The organism is Gallaecimonas xiamenensis 3-C-1 (assembly GCF_000299915.1).
Taxonomy (GTDB): domain Bacteria; phylum Pseudomonadota; class Gammaproteobacteria; order Enterobacterales; family Gallaecimonadaceae; genus Gallaecimonas; species Gallaecimonas xiamenensis.
In genome coordinates, this window is the sequence record NZ_AMRI01000002.1 from 25,385 (window position 1) to 48,344 (window position 22,960).

Here is a 22,960-nt window from a genome sequence, read left to right on the forward strand (position 1 = left end):
CGACAAACTGTTTTCAAAGGTGTTTTGCCGCAAAGAGACAAGAAAAAGCCGCCCTTGGGCGGCTTGGGGCAGCGTCAGTTGCCGCTGATATCCAGGGTTTCCACGGCCTCGGCCGCCACCTGGTCGGCGCTGAACAGCATGGGCCGCCAGGCCAGCTGGCTGTAGGCCTGGGTCTGGTCGTCGAAAAACGGCGACTCGGGGTCATGGGCCTGGCTGTAGCTCAGGAACATCTGGGCCTGGGGGCCTTGCTCGCCGAAGGCCAGGGCCATCACGAAACTGGAGCCGTAGTTGATGCGGTAACGCTCGGTGGCGCCGCTGCCGTCTTCGTCCAGGCTGGTCAGGGGCGAGTCGGCCCTGGGGCTGCCCACCAGGTTTATGGCCAGGTCCGAGGTGGAGCGGGACGGCACCTTGGTTTCGGCCATGTTGAAGACCCCTTCATAGGCGTTGGCGCCGGTTACCGGGATGGCGGCCTTGCCGGTGGCCTTCAGCACGTATTGCAGGTCCCTCAGGGGCGCGTCCAGGGCGATACCGGCGCCGTTGAGGCGCTTGGCGGCGGCCGCCAGAGCTTGCAGCACCGGGTCCTCGTTGGGGTCCAGGCTCGGCATGGGGGCCAGGCCGGCCGGGGTAAAGGCGGCGCGGGCCGGGTCGAAGGGCTCGGCAAAGAGGCTGTCGGCCAGGGTGCGGTGGCCGGACACCCTGAAGGCGGCCAGGAACTCACGCATCACCTGGGCGCCGGTGCTGTCGAGGTTGTAGGTGCCGTCCCAGTTGGCCAGGGCGGTGCAGGCCGGGGTCAGGTCGAAGGGGCTACCGTCCACCTGGATGCTGGGGTACTGGCTGCAACGGCTGACCAGGGCGTTACGGAAGCTGCCGGCAAAGAGAGAGCTGTTGTGGGTCAGCACCCTTTGCAGTTCGGCCAGGCTGAAGCGGCCGTCGCTGCCGGCCAGGTTCACTTCGCCGGTGCCGGAGATCAGCTGGGCGTTGTAGCGGGTGCGGGGGCTGCGCACAGTGCGCTCCGGGCCGTACATCAGGCTGTAGCCTTCCAGGGGGGCGTCCAGGTTGGCCAGCCAGTGGCTGGAGTTGGCATTGAACAGGTAGTCCTGACGGGTTGCCTGGGGCGCCTTGCTAAATGGCACCAGGCCAGGGGCACCGGCGTCGCCGCTGTCGACCCAGTCATAGGCGGCGCTGTTGCCCGGCAACAACACCGAACCGGCGCCGTCCTGCCAGATGGGGGCCAGCTGTGGGCTTTGGGAGGCGGCGGCCCAATAGCCTTCGGCCTGGGCGCCCAGCTGGGGCACCTGGGTGCCGTCCATGTAGGAGGCGCTGCCGTCGTCGGCCACCATCAGGGTGTTGACCCAGGGCAGGCCCTGGTGGTCGGCAAAGGCGCCGAAGAAGGCGTCGCGGCTTTGTGCCTTGTCCATGGCCAGCCACTGCTCGAGCATGCGGATATTGCCGGCGTTGGCGTCACGGAAGCTGATGGCGCTGGCCTGGGTCCAGCCCAGGGCCGGGGACAGGGACGACAGGTCTACCACGGGCCCGAAGCGGCTGAAATAGACGGTGCGGGGCACCTCCACCAGAGAACCGTCCGCCTGCTTGACGGTGACCGTCAGGGTCTTGCTGGTCATGTCCAGGTACTGGTCGTCGAACTTGTAGCGCAGCGGGTTTTGCGGGTCCAGCTCCAACTGGTAGAGGGTAAAGCGCTTGGACTGGGACACTGTGTGGGTCCAGCCCAGGTGCTGGTTAAAGCCGATCACCACCACCGGCAGGCCGATCATGCCGACCCCGGTGACATCCAGCTCGCCGGGAATGGTCAGGTGCTGCTCGAAAAAGCGCAGCTCCCCGTCCCAGGGAAAGTGGGGGTTGCCCAGCAGGCCGGACTTGGCGTCGGCCATTTTGTCCTGGCCCAGGGCCCAGCCGTTACTGCCGATACCTTCGGCGGTAAAGACCTGGCTGGCGTCAAGTTGGGCATTAAGGGCGGTGGCGCCGCTTTCAGGAGGCTGGGCGGCGGCGATGGCCGGCAGGAAGCTGCGGGCGCTGGCCATGCCGGCCAGATCCAGCTGGTAAGCCAGCAGGTCTTGGGCGCTGATGGCGGTTACCCAGTCGGCGCCACGGCAGGGCGAGGGATACTGCTCAGGGCCTTGGCGTTCATCCAGGCTGCGGTTGAAGCCGGCGGCGTAGCCTTCCATCAGCGCCTTGGCGTCGGCGGAGAGATTGGCATAAAGGGACTGGGCCTGGGCCTCGTAGTCCAGGGCCTGGTAGCCGATGTCCGACAACAGGTTGGCCTGGCCGCTGCCGGCGCCGAAGTAACGGGTCTTTTGCGCCTTGAGTTTCATCAGCTGTTCGGACAGGGTACAGAGGTTGTCCCTGGCCTGGGCGTAGCCGATGCCGTAGCCCAGGCCCGCATAATCCGTGGCCTGGATATGGGGCACACCGTGGCTGGTGTAGGTGATGTTGGCTTGGAAACGCTGGCTGGGCAGGGGCGGATTATTGTCGTCGCTGCTGTCGCCGCAACCGGCCAGCCAGAGGCAACTCAATGCCCCCAGGGCCATGAGGCTGGTATGTCGCTGCATGGAAGATCTCGCTTATTGTCGTTATGGGTGGAATAGCCCTCCTATTTAAGGGTGCGGCGCGGGGTTTGTCGTACATGTCGATGGACCCGGCCTTTTCTTATAAAATACTGTAATAAAAGAAAATAAAGGTTCGCTTCGAACCATTCGAACCTCCCACAGAGGGGTGCAGCAGCAAAATGAATTACGCAACAGGCGCAGCAGCGCTGATCGGGCTCTGCCTGAGCGGGGTCCTGTTCTTCGCCACCCTGAGCTGGATGGTGAACCGTGCCCATACCCGTTTGACCTCGGCCTGGCTGGTGGGGCTGGCCTTCCTGGTAGTGCTCCAGTCCCTGGAATTTCTCTACCACGCCACCGACCTGTTCACCCATTGGCCGTTTTTCCTCAAACTCATCGACCCCTTGGTGGTACTGCTGCCGCTGTGCCTGTACGGCTATATCCAGGCGTTGCAGGGGCGCAACTTGGCCAGACCCCGTCGCCGCTTATTGCTGCACGCCAGCCCGGCGCTGCTGGTGGCGCTGCTGGACCTGCCTTACTGGAGCCTGCCGGGGGGCGAAAAGGTGGCCTGGATGCTCAAGGCTCGCCTGGGGGAGGACCAGTGGACCCTGATCACCCCCTACGGCAATCAGTACCTGGCCATTATTGCCGCCCTGTGCCTCGGCTATTGGCTGCTCCAACATCGCCAGGGGTACCGGGGCCGAAAGTCCCGCCTGGGCAGTTGGCTGGCCAAGCTGCAAGGGGTACAGCTGCTGGTGGCTGCCTCTCTCACCGGGCGCATCCTCCTCAGTGAGCTGGCGGGCCTGGACCTGTCGGTGGCCTATACCCTGGCCCCGGTCAGCGCCTATTTGCTGTACCTGGTGTTAAGCCATGCCCAGCTGCCCACCGCCATGGCCCCCAAGGCCGCCGCCCCCGGCAAGGCCGTTACCCTGGCAGTGCCCCAGGAGGACGAGGGCCTGGCCCTGTTGTTTGCCGACCTGGAACAGGCCCTGGCTAAGGGCGCCTTTCGGAACAACGAACTGTCGCTGGGGAAATTGGCGGCCCTGTGCGGCATGACCAGTCACCAGGCGTCCGCCGCCATCAACCAGTGCTCTGGGGCCCATTTCTACGACTGGGTCAACCAATACCGGGTGCAGGCGGCCCAGCAGGCCCTGGCCGGCACCGACACCCCGGTGGCCCGCATCTGCTATGAGGTGGGTTTCAATGCCAAGTCCACCTTCAACACCGCCTTTCGCCGCCTCAGCGGCTGCACCCCCACCCAGTACCGGCGCCAACATGGCTCCAACGCGCCAGAGCCACCGTCCGCAGACACGCCCTAGGTGTAAAAATGCAGCTGTGCTACAACTCTGGCATTAACCTTTTTGTTACGAGGATGACCATGCGCAGCTCTGTTATTTCCCTGGCCCTGCTGGCGGCCCTTGCCGCCCCCAGCCAGGCCCAGGATCTCAAGGCCGACCTTGGTAACCAAATCCACCAGTTGATGCCCAAGGTCATCGACTGGCGCCGGGACATTCACCAGCACCCGGAACTGTCTAACAGTGAAGTGCGCACCAGCCAGCTGGTGGCGGCCCACCTGAAGAAACTGGGATTGGAAGTGCGTACCGGCATCGCCCACCACGGTGTGGTGGGTATCCTCAAGGGCGGCAAGCCCGGCCCCGTGGTGGCGCTGCGGGCCGATATGGACGCCCTGCCGGTGGCCGAGAAAACCGGCCTGCCCTATGCGTCCAAGGTCAAAGCCCTTTTTGCCGGTGAGGAAGTGGGAGTAATGCATGCCTGCGGCCATGACGCCCACACCGCCATGCTGATGGGAGCCGCCGAGGCTTTGGCCAAGCTGCGCAAGGATATACCCGGCACCGTCATCTTCCTGTTCCAGCCCGCCGAGGAAGGGGCTCCTCCCGGTGAAGAAGGGGGTGCCGCCCTGATGCTCAAGGAAGGGGTGTTCAAGGATCCCAAACCCGACGCCATCTTCGGCCTGCACGTCTGGCCCATGGAAGCCGGCAAGATCTTCGTGCGCCCCGAGGGCACCATGGCCGCCTCCGACCGCTTCGAGGTCACCATCAAGGGCCAGCAGACCCACGGCTCCAGCCCCTGGCGCGGGGTGGATCCGGTAACGGTGGCCGGCTCGATGATCGAGGCCATCGAACTGCTGCCGTCGCGGCAGGTGGACGTGACCAAGGCGCCGGTGGTGGTGTCCATTGGCCAGGTCAAAGGGGGCATCCGCTTTAACATCATCCCCGACGAGGTCAAGCTGGTGGGGACCATCCGCACCTTCGACGAACAGATGCGCAGCGATTTGATTGAACGGATGGAGCGTACCGTCAAACACGTGGCCGAGGCGTCCGGCGCCAGCGCCACCCTGGAGGTGTCCAGCGGCGCCGCCGTCACCTGGAACGACGCCAAGCTCACCGACTGGGCCGGCCAAAGCCTGGCCTGGGCGGCCGGAGACAAAGGTGTGGGCAGCCTCAAGCCCATTACCGGCGCCGAGGACTTTTCCTACTTCCAGCAGCAGGTGCCTGGGGTGTTCTTCTTCCTGGGGGTAGCCCCCGAAGGCAAGCCCCTGGCGGACGTGGCCCCCAACCATTCCCCCTATTTCGTGGTCAACGAAAGCGCCTTGGAAAACGGCGTCAGGGCCCTGTCCGGCCTGGCCCTGGATTACCTCAGCAAGGGTAGCGGCCAGTGAAAGCCTGGCTTGGCTTACTGCTGTGCCTGGGGGCGAGCGCCCAGGCACAGGTTGTCAGCAGCAGCGCCACCGGCTTTGCCCTGCGCCAGGAGGCCCAGATATCGGCCTCTCCGCAGCTGGCCTATGAGCAATTCCTGGCCATAGGCCAGTGGTGGGACAGCGACCACAGCTGGTTCGGCGACGCCGGCAAGATGACCCTGGAACCCCGGGTGGGCGGCTGCTTTTGCGAAACTAACGGCAAGCGCCAAGCCCTGCACATGCAGGTGACCTACGTGGACCCGGGCAAGGAACTGAGGATGGTCGGCGGCCTGGGGCCCTTGCAGATGATGGGATTGACCGGCGGCATGGCCTGGCGCTTTGAGCCGGTTGCCGGCGGCAAGACCCTTATTAGCCTGCACTACCAGGTGGCAGGCTACGCCGCCGGTGGCCTGGAAAAGCTGGCCGCCATCGTCGACCAGGTGCAAGGGGCCCAGTTGGCCAGGCTCAAGGCACAGATCGACGGTAAGTCCCGCTCGCCAGGTAAAGCAGCAAAGTAAGGGCGGCTCCCAACATGTCGGCCAGCATGTCTTTCTGGGCGTCCCAGGGGTCTCCTTGGGCACCCAGGAAGCTTATTCCCGCATCTCCCCCCTCCAGGGCTGCATAGGCCCACTCGATAACCTCATAGAGCGCTGCCACTGTGCTGATGGCAAAGAAGGCGAACAGGGCTGCCAGCCAGGGGCCGCACAGGCGCCGGCGCAGCAGCAGCTCCACTATGGGCACCGCAAACAGGCCTACCAGGAAGTGGCCTATGCGGTCATAGGGGTTACGGTCCAGGCCCAGGGGGCCAGTCAGCCAGTCCAGGGGTACCAGGGAAAAGGTGTAATGGGCGCCTATGGCGTGCCAGAGCAGGGGTACGAAGAAACACAGGTAGGACAGGTTGGAGAACCGAAAAGCCTTGGCGGTCAGCAATAGCAGGGCATAGGTGGCCAACAAGGGCGTGACTTCGGCGTACCAGACGGTGCGGTCAGCCACCTGCCAACCCAGGGCCAGGAATAGCAGGGCGTAAAGTAGGGCCAGTCCTTCGGGAAAATAGCGGTTGAGCATCTTGCCTCCTTGTTTCCACCTTAAGCTGCCAGCAGGCCTTTGTCCCCGCTTTTTCTTTTCTATTCAGCTTGTTGCCTGGCTCAACTTGTCTTGCAGAAAGTCCAGGGTGGCCTTTATGGCGGTGCTGAGGTGACGCCGCTCGGCATAGACCAGGTTTACCGGATAAGGCTGGGGCATGAAATCTTCCAATACCGTTTCCAGCTGCCCTTGGGCCAGCTCTTCGGCCAGGGAATAGGTGGGCAAGTAGGCCAAGCCCAGGCCTGCCATCAGGCAGTGGCGCAGGGCCAGGTTGTTGTTCATGGCCAGGCGGCTGGCCACGTTCACATCCAGGTGCTGCTGGCCCTTGTAAAAGCGCCATTGCTGGTCGCCGGGGCGGCTGCTGTAGGTCAGGCAGGGGAAGCGGTTGCGACAACGGCCCAGGTCTTCAGGGTGCTGGGGGCGGCCGTGGCGGGCGAAGTAGTCCGGGGTGGCCAGCAGCCGGATATGGAGCGGCGCCAAGGGCCGGGCAATGAGGGAAGAACTGGCCAGCGGGCCGCCGCGCACGGCGATGTCCACCTGTTCTGCCACCAGATCCACCTGGCGGTCGTCCAGGGACAGGTCCAGTTGCAGTTTGGGGTGCCGAGCCATCAATTCGGGCAGTAGCGGCGCCACCTGCAGGCTGCCGTAGGTGACAGGGGCGCTGATCCGCACCAGCCCTTGGGGTTCGCAGCGCAGCTCGCCCAGGTGTTCTTCGGCGGCGCTGGCGCTTTGCAGTATCTGTCGGCAGTAGTCGTAACAGGTTTGCCCCTCTGCGGTAAGGCGCAGCTGGCGGGTGGTGCGATGGAGCAGCTTGAGCTTGAGGTGCCCCTCCAGGCGGCTTACCGCCTTGCTGACAGCACCCTTGGACAGCCCCAGATTGCCTGCGGCCAGGCTGAAGCTGCCGGCGTCCACCACGCTGGCGAACACGGCCATGTCGGCCAGACGCTCGGTCAGGCTCATGCATTACCTTCCTTTGGTAAACAGTGCTGTGACTGCTGCCCATCTAATCAAGTTTTTGGGAAACAGTAAACTGGAGGCATCCAATAGAGGGGGCAGAGCAATGTTGCTAGACACCATTAACGGCATCTTCAAAGGTTTGTTGGAACAGCAAGGCTACCTGCTGCCGAGGAGGGAGGCCGGCAGCCAGTGTAAAGCCGAAGAAGAACAGGAGATGAAGGGGCAGCAGGCCGAGGAAAAGGCCTGCTGCCAACCTGAGACTTAACCCTTGGCCGCGACCGGCTCGCTCTTGGCTTCCGGGGCCTTGTCTTTGGTCTCGGATTTGAGCGGGGTGATGTTGGTCTTCAGGGGCTTGGACTCGCCGAAGAAACGGCCGCCCTTACCGATGATGAGCTCTTCGCAGTAGACGGTGCCTTCGATAAGGCCGCCCTCGACGATCTCCACCAGTTTGGCCTGGATGGTACCGTCGATTTTGCCGGCTACGGTCAGGCTTTCGGCCTTAATCTCACCGCTTACTTGGCCGTCTCGGCCAATACGAACGGCTTGGTCGGCTCGGACGATTCCTTGGATGTGTCCGTCGAGGTGGAGGTTGCAGGCGAGCTCAAGCTCGCCACTGAGTACGGTTCCTGCTGCGATAACGGTGGTTGCCATAGGGTCCTGAGGCTTTCGATTGTCGCTAGTAAAGATGGCCATGGCACTTGGTTCTCCGAGTCAAATAGCTGTTCGTAGTTGTCCAGCTGCCAGTCCACAAAAGGCTTGGGATTCAACGGGAAGCCCGCATAGGTGACCTCATAGTGCAGATGAGGGCCGGTGCTGGTCCCGGTATTGCCCGAATAGGCAATAACGTCTCCTTTGTGGACAAAGGCGCCACGTTTCACCTCGATGCTTTTGAGGTGGGCGTAACGAGATTTAAAACCAAAGGCATGGCTAACCAAGATCATGTTGCCATAGCCCGTCTTGCGTCGGCTGACCAGTTCCACCACCCCGTCTGCGGTGGCGTGTACAGGGGTTCCCCTGTGGGCCACCAGGTCCAGGCCGGCATGCTCGATGACCCGGCCCTTGACCGGATGCTTGCGCTTGCCAAATCCCGAACTGATATAGGCGTATTCCAACGGATGGCCGTTGGGGATCAGGTTCAGGGTGACCTCCCGGCTGCTCATGGCGATAGACGCCAGGTCCAGTCGGTGCGCCAGATCCCCTCCGTCAAGCGAGGTGGGCATGCCCGAGCCCAGCTTGTCTTCGAGGTTGTCCAGGCGTTCGGTCGCCGCCGACAGTTCTTCGGTCTTGCGGGCGATGCTGGTTTCCAGGAGCAGGCGCTGCTCTTCCACCTGTTCAAAGGCTTCTCGGGCAGCGGTCAGGTCGTCGGCCAGTGTCGCCAGTTCTTCGCGGTTCTTGGCCAGACGCGTACCGGCGTCATCAGCCTGCCACTGCAAAAAACGGATGTAGCCGAACATCAACAGCAGGAACACGACAAACCCGGCCAGGGCGGCCAACAGGGCCTTCCTGCGCTCAACGGTTAAGGCAAGATGGCGGGTGCCGTTGTTGCCGCTAACGGTGATGTGGAGAATGTCTTTCATGCCAAACAGGGCTTCGCCAATGTCATATTTGTTGTGTCGGCATCACCCTTCCATGGGCTCTTGCACTATTCCGTCGATGGCCTCCCGTGGCCATAGCAATAACAAAGGCCCAACAATACGCCATGCTTATTTCTGGATAAACCCTTGAGATTCCAGAAAAGAGCGAATGTGTGGTCTGGATTCCTTTTTCAAGGTGTCAGCAATTTGCTCACTCCAGGAAGTCTCTTTGTTACCGCCGGTTCGCTCCTGATAATAGCGACGCACCTGGGCGTCATATTGAGCGAGTAACGCATCGTCTGGCGACTTTTTGTACTGGTTCTCATGGGCCACCAAGGCTTGAGGCAGGCGCGGGCGCAGGCTGGGCTGCTGATTGGGATGGTGAAGATACATGTCGAAAAGTGGCGCCACATGTTGTGGCAGGTCCAGCAGTGCCACCACCTGACTGGGCTGGTTGCGAAGGCCGCCGACAGAGACCCCACCCAGCCCCAAAGACTCGGCGGCCAACTGGTCAGGAGCTAGGAGCTCGGCGGTGGACTAGCGGATGGAGGTGTGTTGGCAAATCAGGTCTATGGTGGGGTTCATGGCTGGCTCCCGGTTTCAAAGAGAAAGACTGCATCGCAGGCATTTCTTTACAAATCTACCCATGGATGGACCTTTGCCGCTGTGGCATGGTCATAGGGTTTTTGCATTGAAAGGGACTCCTCATGTTGTTGCGCACCTCTACCCTGGTGCTGGCGTTGGGCCTGGCCTTGGCCGGTTGCCAGCAGGTATCGGCTCCCCAGCCGGCTCCTGGCACCATCATCACCAGCCCGGCTGACAGCCTCCACTATCGCTACCTGGCCCTGGATAACGGCCTGAAAGTGGTGCTGGCGTCCGACCCGGACGCAGACAAGGCGGCGGCGTCGCTGGTGGTCCATGTGGGCCACACCGCCGACCCCAAGGATCGCCAGGGCCTGGCGCACTTTCTGGAGCACATGCTGTTTATCTCCACCGACAAGTATCCCAAGGTAGATGAGTACCGCCAGTTCATCGAGACCCACGGCGGCAGCTCCAACGCCGGCACAGGCCAGGTGGATACCACCTTCTTCTTCAACATAGCCCCCGACCAGTTCGCCCCGGCCCTGGACCGTTTCGCCCAGTTCTTTATCGCCCCTAGCCTGGATCCGGCTTATGTGGACCGCGAGAAGCACGCGGTCTATTCGGAATTCGAGCTGAAAAAGCAGGACGATGGCCGCCGTATCAATGAGGTGCTCAAGGCCACCGCCAACCCGGCCAACCCGGCGTCCCAGTTTTCGGTAGGGGATCTTGAGACCCTGGCCGACCGCCCAGGTGACAAGGTCTGGGCCGACCTTAAGGCCTTCCACGACAAGTACTACCATGCCGGCAACATGACCCTGGCCCTGGTAGGCAAGGAAGACCTGGACAGCCTGGAAGCCTATGCCCGCCAGTACTTCGCGGCCATTCCCAAGGGCAAGGCCAACCCGGTGCAGCCCACCGCCGCCCCCTATCTGCCAAGCCAGCTGGGTGTGCGTATCGACCAGGCGCCCCTTAAAGATCAGCGTACCTTGTCGTTGCAGTTCCCGGTGCCAAACAGCCAGGCCCACTTCCTGGCCAAGCCCTTGGACTACATCGCCAATATGTTGTCCAACGCCGCCCCCGGTGCCCTTTATAGCGAGCTGAAGGGCAAAGGCTGGGTGGACAGCTTGTCGGCCTACCATTACGGGCCCGACGACTATGAGCTATTCAACCTGGACTTCAACCTCACCGAAGCCGGCGCCGAGCACCTGGATGACATCACCCAGGCCACCTTTGCCTATATCCACAAACTTCAGGCCCAGGGGGTGACCGAGGCCTACTTCGACGAGCTGCGCAAGGCCGGCAACCTGGATTTTCGCTTCCAAGAGAAGGCCAGCGCCCTGAGCCTGGCCAACTACCTGGCCAGCAACCTGCAGCAGGTGCCGCCGCTGCACCTGATGGATGCAGGTTTCCTTTACCAGGACTTTGAGCCAGAGCTCATCCAAGGCTATCTGGCCCGCCTGACCCCGGATAACCTGCGCCAGTTGGTGGTGCTGCCCGGTGCCAACACCGACAAGGTGGAACCCCGTTATCAGGCGCCCTACAAGGTCAGCGCCTTGAGCCCTGAACTCAAGGACAAGTGGGCCTCGGCCCAGGCCGACCTGGCGCTGCCGCCGGACAACCCCTACCTGGCCGAGGATCCCCGGCTAAAGGCCCTGGCCGAAAACCACCCCTTGCCTAAAAAAGTGGTGGAGGAGCAGGGGCTGAGCATCTGGGCTCTGCAAGACCCTGAGTTCAGGGTGCCCAAGGTAGAAAAACGGGTCAGCCTGACCAGGCCCATGGCGGGGGCGACCGAAAGCGCCATGAACAGCCTTTACGCGGATCTTATCAACGAAGCTCTGGAGTCTGAGGCCTATCCGGCCAGCCAGGCGGGGCTCTATTTCGGCCTGTCCGCCACCAGCTTGGGGCTGAGCTATAGCCTGTCCGGCTATGACGAAAAGCAGCCGTTGTTGGAAGACAAGATCTGGACCGCCCTGCACTTGCCGGGCCTGACCCAGGCCAAGTTCAACCAGTACCGGGACGCCCTGGTGCGCAACTGGCGTAACCTGCACCAGGAATGGCCAGTCAACCAGGTGATGGCGCGGCTGGGCAGCACCCTGGTGCGTGAATCCTATGACGCCGACAGCAAGGCCGATGCCCTGGAAAAGGTCAGCTTCCGCCAGTTCCAAGGCTTTGTGGCCCACTACCCGGACCAGCTGAACCTGCGGGCCATGGCCATCGGCAACCTCACCGACGCCGAGGTGGCCAGTTGGGGCAAGTCCCTGGAAAACCTGCTGCTGCGTGAAGCCAAGCGTATCGACAAACCCCTGATGCACCTAGCTCAGCTGCCGGCAGGCAAGGAGCTGGGGCTTAAGCTGGATATCGACCATCACGACGCAGTGCTGGCGATGATCTACAAGGGCCACCAGCAGGACGCGACCAGCCAGGCCAGGTACGCCCTGATGGGCCAGATCCTCAGCGCCCCCTTCTTTGGCAAGCTGCGGACCGAGCAGCAGTTGGGTTATGTAGTGCAGGCCGGTTATAGCAGCCTGGGCCGCAGTCCAGCCCTGTTCCTGCTGGTGCAATCACCGGTGGCCGACCCCTTCGCCCTGCGCCAGCACATGGACAGTTTCAGCAAGGACTTTACCGCTACCCTGGCGGCCATGACCCCGGCCCAACTGGACGAGCAAAAAGCAGGGCTTATCAACAGCATCAACCAGGCCGACAAGCAGCTGGGTGACAAGACCGATCGTTACTGGAGCTACTTGGGTAATGGCCGGCCTTTCGACTGGCGCCAACAGTTGGTGGCGGCGGTGCAGGTCCTGACCCTGGCCGACCTGCAAGAGTTCTACCAACAGCAGGTGCTGGACGACAAGGACGGCCGTTTGTTGCTGTGGAGCCAGGGCCAACAGGCCAAGAGCGGCGACATGCCCAAGGCCTGCACCAACCAGGCCTGCCTGGACAAACTCTGGCAGTACAAGGGCGAGTAACGGCGCTCAACAACAAAGCCCCGCAAGGGGCTTTTTTTATGGATCAGGCGTTGGCGTAGCCTTCTCGGCCAGCCAGCCAGCGCTGGCACAGGGCCTCGGCCTGGTCGGGGTGGCCGCGCAGCAGTTGCTGGGCGGCGTGTTGCACCTTGGGCAGCAGGTGGGCGTCCCGTACCAGGTCGGCGATACGCAGCTCCGCCACCCCGGTCTGGCGGGTGCCAAGCAGTTCACCTGGGCCACGAATCTCCAAGTCCCGCTGGGCGATGACAAAGCCGTCGTTGGAGTCCCGCAGCACCCCCAGCCGGGCAGTGGCGGTGGGGGAGAGCGGCGCGTGGTAGAGCAGCACGCAGTGGGATGCGGTGCTGCCACGGCCCACCCGGCCGCGCAGCTGGTGCAGCTGGGCCAGGCCCAGGCGTTCGGGGTTTTCGATGATCATCAAGGAGGCATTGGGCACGTCTACCCCTACCTCGATAACAGTGGTGGCCACCAGCAGGTTGAGCTCTCCGGCCTTGAAGGCGGCCATCACCTGCTGCTTGTCGGCCGGCTTCATGCGGCCATGGACCAAGCCCACCTTTAGCTGCGGCAAGGCTTCTTTGAGGGCCTGGGCGGTGGCCTCGGCGGCCTGGGCTTCCAATACCTCTGACTCTTCCACCAGGGTGCAGACCCAATAGGCTTGGCGCCCTTCCAGGCAGGCGTCGCGCACCCGGGCTATTACCTGGTCGCGGCGGCCGTCCGGCACCGCCACCGTGGTGACCGGGGTGCGGCCCGGCGGCAGCTCGTCGATGATGGAACTGTCCAAATCGGCATAGGCGGCCATGGCCAGGGTGCGGGGAATGGGGGTGGCGGTCATGATCAGCTGATGGGGGTAATGCTCGCCCTGGCGGCCCTTTTCCCTAAGGGTCAGCCGCTGGTGCACCCCGAAACGGTGCTGCTCGTCGATGATCACCAGCGCCAGGTTGGCAAAGTCCACGTCGTTTTGGAACAGGGCATGGGTGCCCACCGCCAGTTGGCTGGCGCCGCTGGCCAGATCGGCAAGGGCCTGGGCCCGGGCTTTGGCCTTGAGCTTACCGGCCAGCCAGCTGACCCGGATACCCAGGGGCTCAAGCCACTGGCTGAAGTTAAGGGCATGCTGCTCGGCCAAAATTTCGGTGGGGGCCATCAGCGCCACCTGGTAGCCGTTGCTGATGGCCCGCAGCGCCGCCAGCGCTGCCACCAGGGTCTTGCCGGCGCCCACGTCCCCTTGCACCAGCCGCATCATCGGCCTGGGCTGGGCCAGGTCCCGGTGAATGTCGGCCACCACCCTGTCTTGGGCGCCGGTGGGGTTGTAGGGCAGGGCGGCCAGGAAGCGTGCTTCCAAGTCCCCTTTGCCGTCCATGGCCACCGCCTGGTGGTGCTGGTGGTGGGCGCGCAATTTCAGTAGCGACAATTGCTGGGCCAGCAGCTCTTCCAGCACCAGCCGTTGCTGGGCCGGGTGGCTGCCGGCTTCCAGGTCCCCAAGGGGCACGTCCGGCGGCGGCCTGTGCACCAGGCGCAGGGCCTCGGCCAGGGGCAAGCGGTGGGGGTTAAGGAGCGGCGGCAGCAGCTCTTGCAAGGTGGCGGGCAGGTAGTCGAGGCCCTGCTCGACGATGCCGCGCAAGGTCTGCTGGCGCAGCCCTTCGGTGGTGGGGTAGACGGGGGTCAGACTCTCTTCCAGCTCGGGGGTTACCCCTTCGTCGGTGAGCTTGTACTCGGGGTGGATGATCTCCAGGCGCACCTTGCCGGTGCGGATCTCCCCAAAGGCTCGGACCCATTTGCCCGGGCTGAAACTGTTCTTCTGGGCGGCGGAAAAGTTGAAAAAGCGCAGGGTGGCGGAGCCGGTACCGTCTGCCACCGTCACCACCATCATCCGGCGGCGGCCAAACACCACTTCCGCCTTGACCACTTCGGCCAGCACCCCGATATGCATGCCTGGCAGCAGATCGGCAATAGGGCAGAGGCGGGTGCGGTCTTCATAGCGCAGCGGCAGGTGGAACCAGAGATCGGGGACCGTCTTCAGGCCCAGGCGTTCAAGCTTTTCCGCCACCTTGGGGCCGACCCCCTTGAGGGCGCTGATGGGGGTAACAAGGCCGAGGTCCGGAGCCGCCATTTAGGGCTCCGGGTGCAGGTCGCCACTGGTGCGCATCTGCTGCCACCACTGGTCGCTGGCCTGGACGCCTCCCGCTGCATCGATAGAGGGGTAGGGCAGTCCTTTGCGTTTGCACTGCTGGGCCAGCTGGGGGTAGCCCCGCTCGAACAGCAGCCGCTGCTGCTCCACTTCGGGCAGGCGGCAATGCTGGTAAAGGCCGGCCAATTGCCTCTGGCGCTGGGCCTCGTAGAGGATAAGGGCGCTGGCCACCGACACGTTCAGGGACTGCACCATGCCCAGCATGGGGATCACCACCTGGTGGTCGGCCAGGTCCAGGGCTTCCTGGCTGATGCCTTGCAGTTCCTGGCCCACCAGCAGCGCCGTGGGCTTGGTGTAGTCGATGTCGCGAAAGTCTTTGGCCTGCTCGGAGAGGTTGGTCACCACTATCTGCATGCCCTGGGCCCGCAAGGCCGCTACCGCGTCCTGGATGGTCCGGTGGCGATGCACCTTGACCCAGTTGAGGCTGCCGCCGGCGGTGTGGGGGCGCATTCTCACCCCGGTTTCCGGGAAGACGCCGTGCACCTCGTGGATACCCACGGCGTCGGCGGTGCGCACGGCGGCGCTGAGGTTATGGCCCTTGTGGACCTGGTCCATGCACAGGGTCAGGTCCGGCTGGCGCAGGGCCAGCACCTGCTTGATGCGTTCGAAACGTTCCGGGCTCATGCGCGCTTGGCCCTGGCGATACGCACCACTTCCGGTACCTTACGGATACGGCGTATCACATGGGCCAGGTGCACCCTGTTATGGGTGGTGAGCTGCACGTAGATGGAGTAGAGACGGCTGTCCCGTTCCTCGGTGTTGAGGTTCTGGATGCTGGCACCGGCGCTGGAAATGGCCGAGGTCAGGGTGGCCAGGGCGCCCTGGTGGTTGAGGATGTCCACCCGCACTTCGGTGATGAATTCCCCGTCTATACCTTCTTCCCACTGCACCGGGATAAAGCGCACCGGATCGGACTGCCAGCCGCTGATATTGCCGCAGGACTCCTGGTGCACTACCAGGCCCTTGCCGGGGCTCATATGGGCCACTATGGCGTCCCCGGGAATGGGGCGGCAGCAGCGGGCAAAGGTCACCAGCATGCCTTCGGCGCCACGGATCGGCAGCTTGTTGCGCCCGGTGGCGCCCGGCTTCTTGGCACCGTCGTCTTCCAAGTCTTGCAGGCGGCGAGCCACCACTATGCTCATGGCATTGCCAAGGCCGATATTGGCCAGCAGTTCGTCGAGGCTGGCGCTGTGGGTGCTTTCCAGCACCGCCTGCAGCTTGTCTTTGGGCAGTTCGTCGAGCTTAACCCCGCCCAGGGCGTGGTTGAGCAGGCGCTTGCCGAGGAGGATGGCCTCTTCGGACTTGAGCAGCTTGAGGTGGGAGCGAATTTTGGCCCGCGCGCGGCTGGTCACCACGAAGTTGAGCCAGGCAGCGTTGGGGCGGGCGCCGGGGCTGGTGATCACCTCCACCGTCTGGCCGTTTTCCAGCGGCATGGACAGGGGATAGGGCTGGCGGTCCACCCGGGCGCCGACACAGCCGTGGCCCACGTCGGTATGCACGGCGTAGGCAAAGTCCACCGGGGTGGCGCCGGCCGGCAGTTCCAGGATGCGGCCGTCCGGGGTGAAGACGTAGATCTCGTCCGGGAACAGGTCGCTTTTGACGTTTTCGATAAATTCGAAGGAGTTGCCGGCACTTTGCTGCAAATCCAGCAGGCTTTGCATCCAGCGGCGGGCCCTGACCTGGGCCGTGGTGCCGGAATTCTCGCCGTCTTTCTTGTACAGCCAGTGGGCCGCCACACCCCGGTCTGCCATCAGGTCCATGTCGTCGGTGCGCACCTGGATCTCGATGGGCACCCCGTGGGGGCCCACCAGGGTGGTGTGCAGGGACTGGTAACCGTTGGCCTTGGGAATGGCGATGTAGTCTTTGAAGCGGCCGGGCTTGGGTTTGTACAGGTTGTGCATGGCCCCCAGCACCCGGTAGCAGGTGTCGAGATCCTTGACGATGATGCGAAAGGCGATGATGTCCATCACCTCGTGGAACTGTAGTTCCTTGTTACGCATCTTGTTGTACAGGGAGTAGAGGTGCTTTTCCCGGCCTTTGACCTGACCCGGGATATGTTGCTCGTCGAGGCGGCCGCCGATGGCGTCCTTGATATTGTCGATAAGCTGCTTGCGGTTGCCGGTGGCGCGCTTGACCGACTCGCGCAATACCCGCTGGCGCATGGGGTGCAGGGCCTCGAAGCCCAGTTCCTCCAACTCGTTCTTGATGTTGTGGATACCCAGGCGGTTGGCCAGTGGTGCGTAGATCTCCAGGGTTTCCCTGGCAATACGGCGCTTTTTGTCCGGACGCAGGGCGCCCAGGGTACGCATATTGTGGGTGCGGTCGGCCAGCTTGATGAGGATGACCCGGATATCCTGGGTCATGGCCATGATCATCTTGCGGAAGTTCTCCGCCTGGGCCTCTTCCTTGGAGTTGAACTGGATCTTGTCGAGCTTGGACACCCCTTCCACCAGTTCGGCCACGGCGTCGCCAAATTGCTCGGCGATCTGGGCCTTGGTGACCGGGGTGTCCTCTATGGTGTCGTGCATCAGGGCGGCACAGAGGGTCTCGTGGTCGAGACGCATGTCCGCCAGGATGCCGGTCACCGCAACGGGGTGGGTGATGTAGGGCTCACCTGAGGATCGGGCCTGCCCTTCATGGGCGTCCCGGGCCAGCACATAGGCCTGCCTGATGAGTTCCACCTGCTCCTGATCCAGATAGCTGGTCAGGCGCGCTTTCAAGCCCTCAAACAGATACACGGCCACCCCTTGCTTTGTGGCTTATTCCAGACCGCCGTTGGCGATGGCGGAAACAGCGGCCAGCTCGGCAGCTTCCTGCTCTTTTTGCATACGGGCGTCTTCGGCGTCCAGTTTGGCAACGTCGATCAGGCCTTTTTCGATTTCACGCAGGGCGATAACGGTGGCCTTGTCGTTCTCGGGGGCGACCAGGGCGTCTTTACCCTGAGTGGCGATCTGGCGGGCGCGGCGGGCGGCCAGCAGCACCAGGTCAAAACGGTTACCGACTTGTTCGACGGCGTCTTCAACAGTTACACGAGCCATGCATTACTCCCATCAGGCAAAAACAGGTCTTTCGAAGGTAGCCTGCTAGTTTACTTAACCGCCAATAAGGCGTCCAGCAGTGCGCTATGGGCCTGCTGCTGGCTGGCCAGCCGCTGGCGGGCCGACAACACCACGGCGCGCAGTTTATCCAGGGTGTCGTCAAAGTCGTCGTTGACCAGCAAATACTGGTATTCGTCGTAGTGGGACATCTCCGACACCGCCTCGCTCATGCGGTGGGCTATGGTGTCGCTGCTGTCCTGGCCACGGCCAATGAGGCGGCGCTCCAGCTCTTGGCGGCTGGGGGGCAGGATAAAGATGCCGATGGCGTCTGGCATCATCTCCCGCACCTGGCGGGCGCCCTGCCAGTCGATATCCAGGAAGACGTCTATGCCCTTGGCCAGCTGCTCTTCCACCGCCAGGCGGGAGGTGCCGTAAAAGTTGCCGAACACCTCGGCCCACTCGAAGAAGGCTTCCTTGGCGATCAGCGCCTTGAATTCTTCCACCGCCACAAAGTGGTAATGAACGCCGTTCTCTTCACCGGGGCGGGTCTGACGGGTGGTGTGGGAAACAGACACCGCCAGGCTGCCGTCCTGGCCATGCTGCTCGAGCAGGGCCTTAATCAGGCTGGATTTACCGGCCCCACTGGGGGCGGAAAGGATAAAGAGGTTACCGCGTCGCATGCTGGCTCAGGGTTGGCTGACAATGGCCCTATGTTACCACCATAGGGCGCAGCAGTTGCATTTCCTGTTTTAGTATTGATAATAATTCGCAATTGCGAACCGACGATGCCGGATGGCATCCCTTTTCCTGACAGGATGTGACAATGACCTCTCCCAAGTCCTTCGCCCTGGCGCCTTTGGCGCTGGCCCTTGCCATGCCGGCCCTGGCTGACGACAACAGCACCGAGACCCTGGTGGTTACGGCCAGCCGGGCACCCCAACAGATCAGCGACATTGCTGCCACCGTCTGGGTGATAAGCGGCGACGACTTGCGGGCCAAGATAGACACCGGCAGTGACCTCAAAGACGCCCTGGCCCGGTTGATCCCCAGCCTGGATGCCGGTAGCCAGAGCCGCACCAACTACGCCCAGAACATGCGGGGCCGTGGCGTGCTGGTGATGATTGACGGGGTCTCCCTCAACTCCACCCGGGGTATCAGCCGCCAGTTTGAATCCATCGACCCCTTTAACATCGCCCGCATCGAGGTGCTGTCCGGGGCCACAGCCATTTACGGTGGCGGCGCCACCGGCGGCATTATCAACATCATCACCAAGTCTGCCGACAGCCAGGAGCTGGCCCTGGAAAGCCAGGTCAGCGTTCAAAGCGGCTTCGAAACCTCCGACGACTACCAGTGGAAGCTGGCCCAGTCCATCAGCGGCGGCACCGACAGCCTCAAGGGCCGGCTGGCGGTGGCCTACGAGAAAATCGGCGGTCTCTACAACGCCGACGGCGACCTGGTGCTGCCAGACATCACCCAGAACTCCAGCCAGTTCAGCGACGCCCTGGACCTGATGGGCAAACTGGAATGGCAACTGGCCGAGCATCAGCAACTGAGCTTTACCGGCCAGTACTACGACAACGAGCAGGACAGCGACTACGGCGTATACCTTGGCCCCAACCTGGCCGGCTTGAGTGACCCGTCCGTTATCGAACCACGCAAGGGCCTGTCCCTGGACAAGCAGCCCCAGACCCGTCGCCACCAGTTCAACCTGACCTACAACAACAGCGATCTGCTGGGCCAGCAGCTGATGGTGCAGCTCTATGACCGCAGCGAAGCCATCCGCTTCTTCCCCTTCCCCAGCACCTACCGGCCTTTCGGCCAGACCCTGCCGATGATCGGCGCCTCCCAGCAGGACACCGATATCCAGGGTGCCAAGCTGGTGATGCTGTCCGACTGGCAGAACCTGCGCCTGACCTACGGGGTGGATGCGGAGAAGGAGTCCTTCACCGCCAACCAGCGTATCTACAGCGCCAGTGCCGCCCTGGCTTCCGGCGGCCTTGACTACCAGCTGGAGCGCACCCTCAAGCGCTACCCGGATATCGACAACCGCAGCCTGGCCGCCTTCGCCCAGGCCCAATGGGCCCTGACCGACAACCTCAAGCTCAACGGCGGCCTGCGCTTCCAGAACATCGAAAACAAGGTGGGCAGCATAGTGCCCATCCTGCAGCAGTACCTGGGGGATCTGGGGGTCTATCAGCAGCTTGGCATGCAGGCCCAGGCCGACGCCGTACCCGGCGGCAAGGCCGACTACGACGTGTGGACCGGCAACCTGGGCCTGGTTTACCAACTGGCCGCCGGCCAACAGCTGTGGGCCAACTACTCCGAAGGCTTTGACCTGCCCGACCCGGCCAAATACTACGGCAACGGCGTCTACGACCAGAGCGGCTCCGGCCCGGTGCTGCTGCAAGGGGTGTCGGTGGCGGACAACAAGCTCAAGGGCATCAAGACCGACTCCATGGAACTGGGCTGGCGCCTGTCCGATGGCGGCCTGGACCTGCAAGTGGCGGCCTACTATTCCCAGTCCGACAAGACCATCAGCTATGACCGCACCAACCTGGCGGTCAAGGTCAACGACGACAAAACCCGCATCTACGGCCTGGAAGCCAAGGCCGACTACCAGTTCGACCAGGGCTATTACAGCGGGGCCAGCTTCCATGTACTCAAGAGCGAAACCAAGGCCGGCAGCGACTGGCAGAAGCTGACTGCCAGCACCGCCAGCCCCAACAGCGCCACCCTTTACGGCGGCTGGCGCGGCGACAAGACCTGGGTCGACCTGAACTGGCAGTTCCTGGCCAATTACAATGCCCAGGGCCAGCACCTGGAAGGCTACGACGTATTGAACCTGGGTGTCGGCTACCAGCTGCCGGCTGGGGAGCTGCGTTTTGGGGTGCAGAACCTGTTGAACGAAGACTACGAAACCCTGTGGAGCCAGCGGGCGCAGATCCTTTACGCCAACCTGTCCAACCCGGCGCTGTTCAGCTACGAGGGCAGAGGCCGTACCTACGCATTGAGCTACAGCTTGAACTGGTAACAAAAAGGGGCCTGACGGCCCCTTTTTTTGTGCTGCGCCGGGGGTTAGTCGTCATCCCCGTAATACTGCACCCCCAGCTTGATGATGCCCCGCCCTTGGGCCTTACGGTGCTGGTTGGTGTCGCGCAGGGAATAAACGCAGCCGCAGTATTCCTGCTGATAGAAGCGCTCGCGCTTGGCGATCTCCACCATGCGGGCGCTACCGCCTCCTTTGCGCCAGTTGTAATCCCAGTAAGCCATGCCGGGGTAGGGGGCCGCAGCCCTGTGGCCGCAGTCGTTGATCTGCTGCATGTTCTTCCAGCGGGAAATCCCCAGGGAGCTGGAGATAACCTTAAAGCCGTGTTCATGGGCATAAAGGGCGGTGCGCTCAAAGCGCATGTCGAAACACATGGTGCAGCGCACCCCCCGCTCCGGTTCCCATTCCATGCCCCGGGCCCGCTCGAACCAGTTGTCGGTGTCGTAGTCGGCGTCAACGAAGGGCACATTGTGCTGCTGGGCAAAGTGGATGTTCTCTTCCTTGCGCAGCAGGTACTCACGTTCGGGATGGATATTGGGGTTGTAGAAGAAGATGGTGTAGTCGATACCGGCGGCCTGTATGGCTTCCATCACCTCCCCCGAGCAGGGAGCGCAACAGGAGTGCAGCAGCAGTTTCTGTTCGCCGTTGGGCAGGGTTAAAGAGGGGCGAATAAGGTCGCTCATGCGAAATCCTTGCAAAGGTGGGTTCCCAAGGCCTTGATTTTAAATACCAAGGCCTGGGAAGCAAGGGCGCATGGGCTCAGGGTTGGGCCGCTGCCGGCAGTTTGTCCACCAGCTCGGCTAGCTGGCTTTGGGCGTCGGTGCAGACAATGGTCTGGTCTGGCTGGCCTTGGCGGCGGATCAGCAGGCCCTTTTCGTCTACCGCTGGGGCCATGTCTGCCTCGTACTGGCTGTAAAGCTCGAAGTGGTCGCTGCCCTTGTCGGCCATGACCGTATAGCTTTGGGTTTGAAAGCGATGGTACTCGTCCAGGCTAAAGCCACTGTCGGCCAGCAGTTTGCCATCCAGGGTCAGGGTCAAGGCTGAACCGTCGGCCTTGCCGGCCAGGCGGATCTGATTGGGCTGGCTGCAGCTGAAAAAGACGGTCTCATCCGTTTTGGGTGCCTGGGCGCAGGCGCTCAGGCTGGTGGCTGCAAGCAGGGTGGCAAAGGCCCATTTCATGGTCAATCCTCGCGTCTACAAACTGTTTTGGTAAGCGTCTTTGAGCTTGGTGTCGTAATGGTTGGCCTTGTAGCCGGACCCATTGTAGCCCTCGGCAAACTTGGCCCAATCTTTGGTCTTGAGGTACTTGCCCAGGCCGGCACTTTCGATGAAGGCCAGGAAAGCCGCCAATTGTTTTGCTTCTGAAGCAAACATGGCCTTGACCATTTCTTCCACCGAGTTGAACCCTGCCAACTGGTAGTTAAAGCCCATGATTTGGAAGCGCCCCCAGGACGCGGATTTCAAGGCGGCCTCCCGGTCAAGGGCCATGGCGTCTTTCAGGCGGTCGTATTCCTTCTCGCCCCCTTTATAGAGGGCCCGGCTCCAGTGGCGGCTGGAGATAGACGGATGGCTGCCGTCGTAGCGGTGCTGGGTAAAGCGGGAAAACTTATGGGCCTCGAACAGTATCTTGGGCTTGCCGGACGCCAAGAAGGCATCCCCTTGGCTCTCCACCTGGGCCACCGCCTTGACCGCTGCGACCTCAACGCCCAAAGCCTTGGCCGCTTCGGCAAAGTCGGCCTCGGTCAGGGGCGTCTGGGGGCTGATGGCCGGCAGCTGGGTGGCCGAAGGGTTGGTTGGGGTGCTGGCTTGGCGGTTCAAGGCGGCCAGGGTCTTGCCGTTGCGGTCGACCCGGCCGTCCGGCCTCGGCAAATGGACCACGGTTCGCTGGAATTGCTCTATGGCGGCCAGGGTTTTGGGGCCCATCATGCCGTCTTCTTTCAACTGTACCGAGAAGGTCGGTGTCTTCTGGCGGTTAAGCAGGGTTTGCACGGTCAGGACGTCGTCCCTGCGGTTGGTGCCACCTCGGCCCACTGCCGCGATGATGCTTTTGGTCATCACTCGCTCCTTGAGTTTTTTTAAATTGTTGCGGAAAAGTCACACAGGGGCCGCGCCAAGGGAATAGCACTTCGAGGATCCCTGAAATGGTGCTTGTCATCTCAAACCGCTTATCCCCTTGGGACTGGCATTTGGGCCTGTCCTGTTAGCTGGGCCTGAAAAGCTGTAGTAGCCTGGGAACAGCACTTCCAGGCATAGAG

The 22,960-nt window shown here is 62.6% G+C and carries 19 protein-coding genes and 1 pseudogene; 6 read left to right on the forward strand and 14 right to left on the reverse strand.

Features of this window, described 5'->3' with window-relative positions; genetic code table 11:
• Positions 1-74: 74 nt before the first annotated feature.
• A complete protein-coding gene (locus B3C1_RS01405; RefSeq protein ID WP_008482405.1) occupies positions 75-2,567 on the reverse strand; it encodes a penicillin acylase family protein in 2,493 nt (830 codons plus the stop codon).
• A gap of 176 nt (positions 2,568-2,743) precedes the next feature.
• On the opposite strand from B3C1_RS01405, the gene B3C1_RS20710 reads away from it, so the two are divergent.
• The 3 genes from B3C1_RS20710 to B3C1_RS01420 are packed head-to-tail and all read left to right on the forward strand — an operon-like array spanning position 2,744 to position 5,777.
• Positions 2,744-3,880 (forward strand): helix-turn-helix domain-containing protein, encoded by a 1,137-nt coding sequence (locus tag B3C1_RS20710; RefSeq protein WP_008482406.1) that lies wholly within the window; start codon positions 2,744-2,746, stop codon positions 3,878-3,880.
• Between the two features lie 59 nt (positions 3,881-3,939).
• Positions 3,940-5,241 carry an amidohydrolase gene (locus tag B3C1_RS01415; RefSeq protein ID WP_008482407.1) on the forward strand — a complete coding sequence of 434 codons (1,302 nt, stop codon included), beginning with the start codon at positions 3,940-3,942 and terminating at the stop codon, positions 5,239-5,241.
• Positions 5,238-5,777: an SRPBCC family protein gene (locus B3C1_RS01420; protein WP_008482408.1), complete on the forward strand. Its 540-nt coding sequence runs from the start codon at positions 5,238-5,240 to the stop codon at positions 5,775-5,777. Before B3C1_RS01415 ends, B3C1_RS01420 begins: the two co-directional genes overlap by 4 nt.
• Here the strand turns inward: B3C1_RS01420 and B3C1_RS01425 are convergent.
• The gene (locus tag B3C1_RS01425; RefSeq protein ID WP_008482409.1) at positions 5,725-6,324 is read right to left on the reverse strand and encodes a DUF2238 domain-containing protein; all 600 of its coding nucleotides are present in this window, start codon (positions 6,322-6,324) and stop codon (positions 5,725-5,727) included. The two genes, B3C1_RS01420 and B3C1_RS01425, sit on opposite strands and share 53 nt — an antisense overlap.
• Positions 6,325-6,387: 63 nt before the next feature.
• A complete protein-coding gene (locus B3C1_RS01430) occupies positions 6,388-7,302 on the reverse strand; it encodes a LysR family transcriptional regulator (RefSeq protein WP_008482410.1) in 915 nt (304 codons plus the stop codon).
• Positions 7,303-7,402: 100 nt separating this feature from the next.
• Between B3C1_RS01430 and B3C1_RS20410 the strand changes: the two genes are divergently transcribed.
• Complete coding sequence (locus B3C1_RS20410; RefSeq protein WP_192813330.1) at positions 7,403-7,564, forward strand: hypothetical protein; 162 nt, start codon at positions 7,403-7,405, stop codon at positions 7,562-7,564.
• On the opposite strand, the gene B3C1_RS20520 is transcribed toward B3C1_RS20410, so the two are convergent.
• The 3 genes and pseudogenes from B3C1_RS20520 to B3C1_RS20080 form a co-directional block, all read right to left on the reverse strand.
• Complete coding sequence (locus B3C1_RS20520; protein ID WP_083858230.1) at positions 7,561-7,992, reverse strand: polymer-forming cytoskeletal protein; 432 nt, start codon at positions 7,990-7,992, stop codon at positions 7,561-7,563. The two genes, B3C1_RS20410 and B3C1_RS20520, sit on opposite strands and share 4 nt — an antisense overlap.
• Before the next feature lie 77 nt (positions 7,993-8,069).
• Positions 8,070-8,876: pseudogene (locus B3C1_RS20785) on the reverse strand (peptidoglycan DD-metalloendopeptidase family protein); the annotation flags it as partial.
• A gap of 126 nt (positions 8,877-9,002) precedes the next feature.
• The gene (locus tag B3C1_RS20080; protein ID WP_192813331.1) at positions 9,003-9,380 is read right to left on the reverse strand and encodes a nitroreductase family protein; all 378 of its coding nucleotides are present in this window, start codon (positions 9,378-9,380) and stop codon (positions 9,003-9,005) included.
• 200 nt (positions 9,381-9,580) lie between these two features.
• Between B3C1_RS20080 and B3C1_RS01450 the strand changes: the two genes are divergently transcribed.
• Complete coding sequence (locus B3C1_RS01450) at positions 9,581-12,421, forward strand: insulinase family protein (RefSeq protein WP_008482418.1); 2,841 nt, start codon at positions 9,581-9,583, stop codon at positions 12,419-12,421.
• 43 nt (positions 12,422-12,464) lie between these two features.
• Here the strand turns inward: B3C1_RS01450 and recG are convergent, their stop codons facing one another.
• The 5 genes from recG to gmk are packed head-to-tail and all read right to left on the reverse strand — an operon-like array spanning position 12,465 to position 18,339.
• A complete protein-coding gene (recG, locus tag B3C1_RS01455; RefSeq protein WP_008482419.1) occupies positions 12,465-14,543 on the reverse strand; it encodes an ATP-dependent DNA helicase RecG in 2,079 nt (692 codons plus the stop codon).
• Positions 14,544-15,245, reverse strand: coding sequence for a tRNA (guanosine(18)-2'-O)-methyltransferase TrmH (trmH, locus tag B3C1_RS01460; protein WP_008482420.1), 702 nt, complete (start codon positions 15,243-15,245; stop codon positions 14,544-14,546).
• On the reverse strand, positions 15,242-17,359 hold the full coding sequence (gene spoT / locus B3C1_RS01465; RefSeq protein ID WP_008482421.1) for a bifunctional GTP diphosphokinase/guanosine-3',5'-bis pyrophosphate 3'-pyrophosphohydrolase: 2,118 nt from the start codon (positions 17,357-17,359) through the stop codon (positions 15,242-15,244). The genes trmH and spoT overlap by 4 nt, the downstream gene beginning before the upstream one ends.
• 21 nt (positions 17,360-17,380) lie before the next feature.
• Positions 17,381-17,659, reverse strand: coding sequence for a DNA-directed RNA polymerase subunit omega (rpoZ, locus tag B3C1_RS01470; RefSeq protein ID WP_008482422.1), 279 nt, complete (start codon positions 17,657-17,659; stop codon positions 17,381-17,383).
• Between the two features lie 50 nt (positions 17,660-17,709).
• Entirely contained in the window at positions 17,710-18,339 is a 630-nt protein-coding gene (gene gmk / locus B3C1_RS01475) for a guanylate kinase (protein WP_008482423.1), read from the reverse strand.
• A 143-nt stretch (positions 18,340-18,482) separates the two neighbouring features.
• On the opposite strand from gmk, the gene B3C1_RS01480 reads away from it, so the two are divergent.
• Entirely contained in the window at positions 18,483-20,690 is a 2,208-nt protein-coding gene (locus B3C1_RS01480) for a TonB-dependent receptor (RefSeq protein WP_008482426.1), read from the forward strand.
• A 44-nt stretch (positions 20,691-20,734) separates the two neighbouring features.
• Here B3C1_RS01480 and B3C1_RS01485 read toward each other — a convergent pair whose 3' ends face one another.
• From B3C1_RS01485 to B3C1_RS01495, 3 genes are all read right to left on the reverse strand, one after another.
• Positions 20,735-21,388, reverse strand: coding sequence for an epoxyqueuosine reductase QueH (locus B3C1_RS01485; RefSeq protein ID WP_008482427.1), 654 nt, complete (start codon positions 21,386-21,388; stop codon positions 20,735-20,737).
• 76 nt (positions 21,389-21,464) lie between these two features.
• Positions 21,465-21,884, reverse strand: a complete 420-nt coding sequence (locus B3C1_RS01490; protein WP_008482428.1) for a hypothetical protein — start codon at positions 21,882-21,884, stop codon at positions 21,465-21,467.
• 15 nt (positions 21,885-21,899) lie between these two features.
• Positions 21,900-22,760, reverse strand: coding sequence for an N-acetylmuramidase domain-containing protein (locus B3C1_RS01495; protein WP_008482429.1), 861 nt, complete (start codon positions 22,758-22,760; stop codon positions 21,900-21,902).
• Between the last annotated feature and the right edge of the window lie 200 nt (positions 22,761-22,960).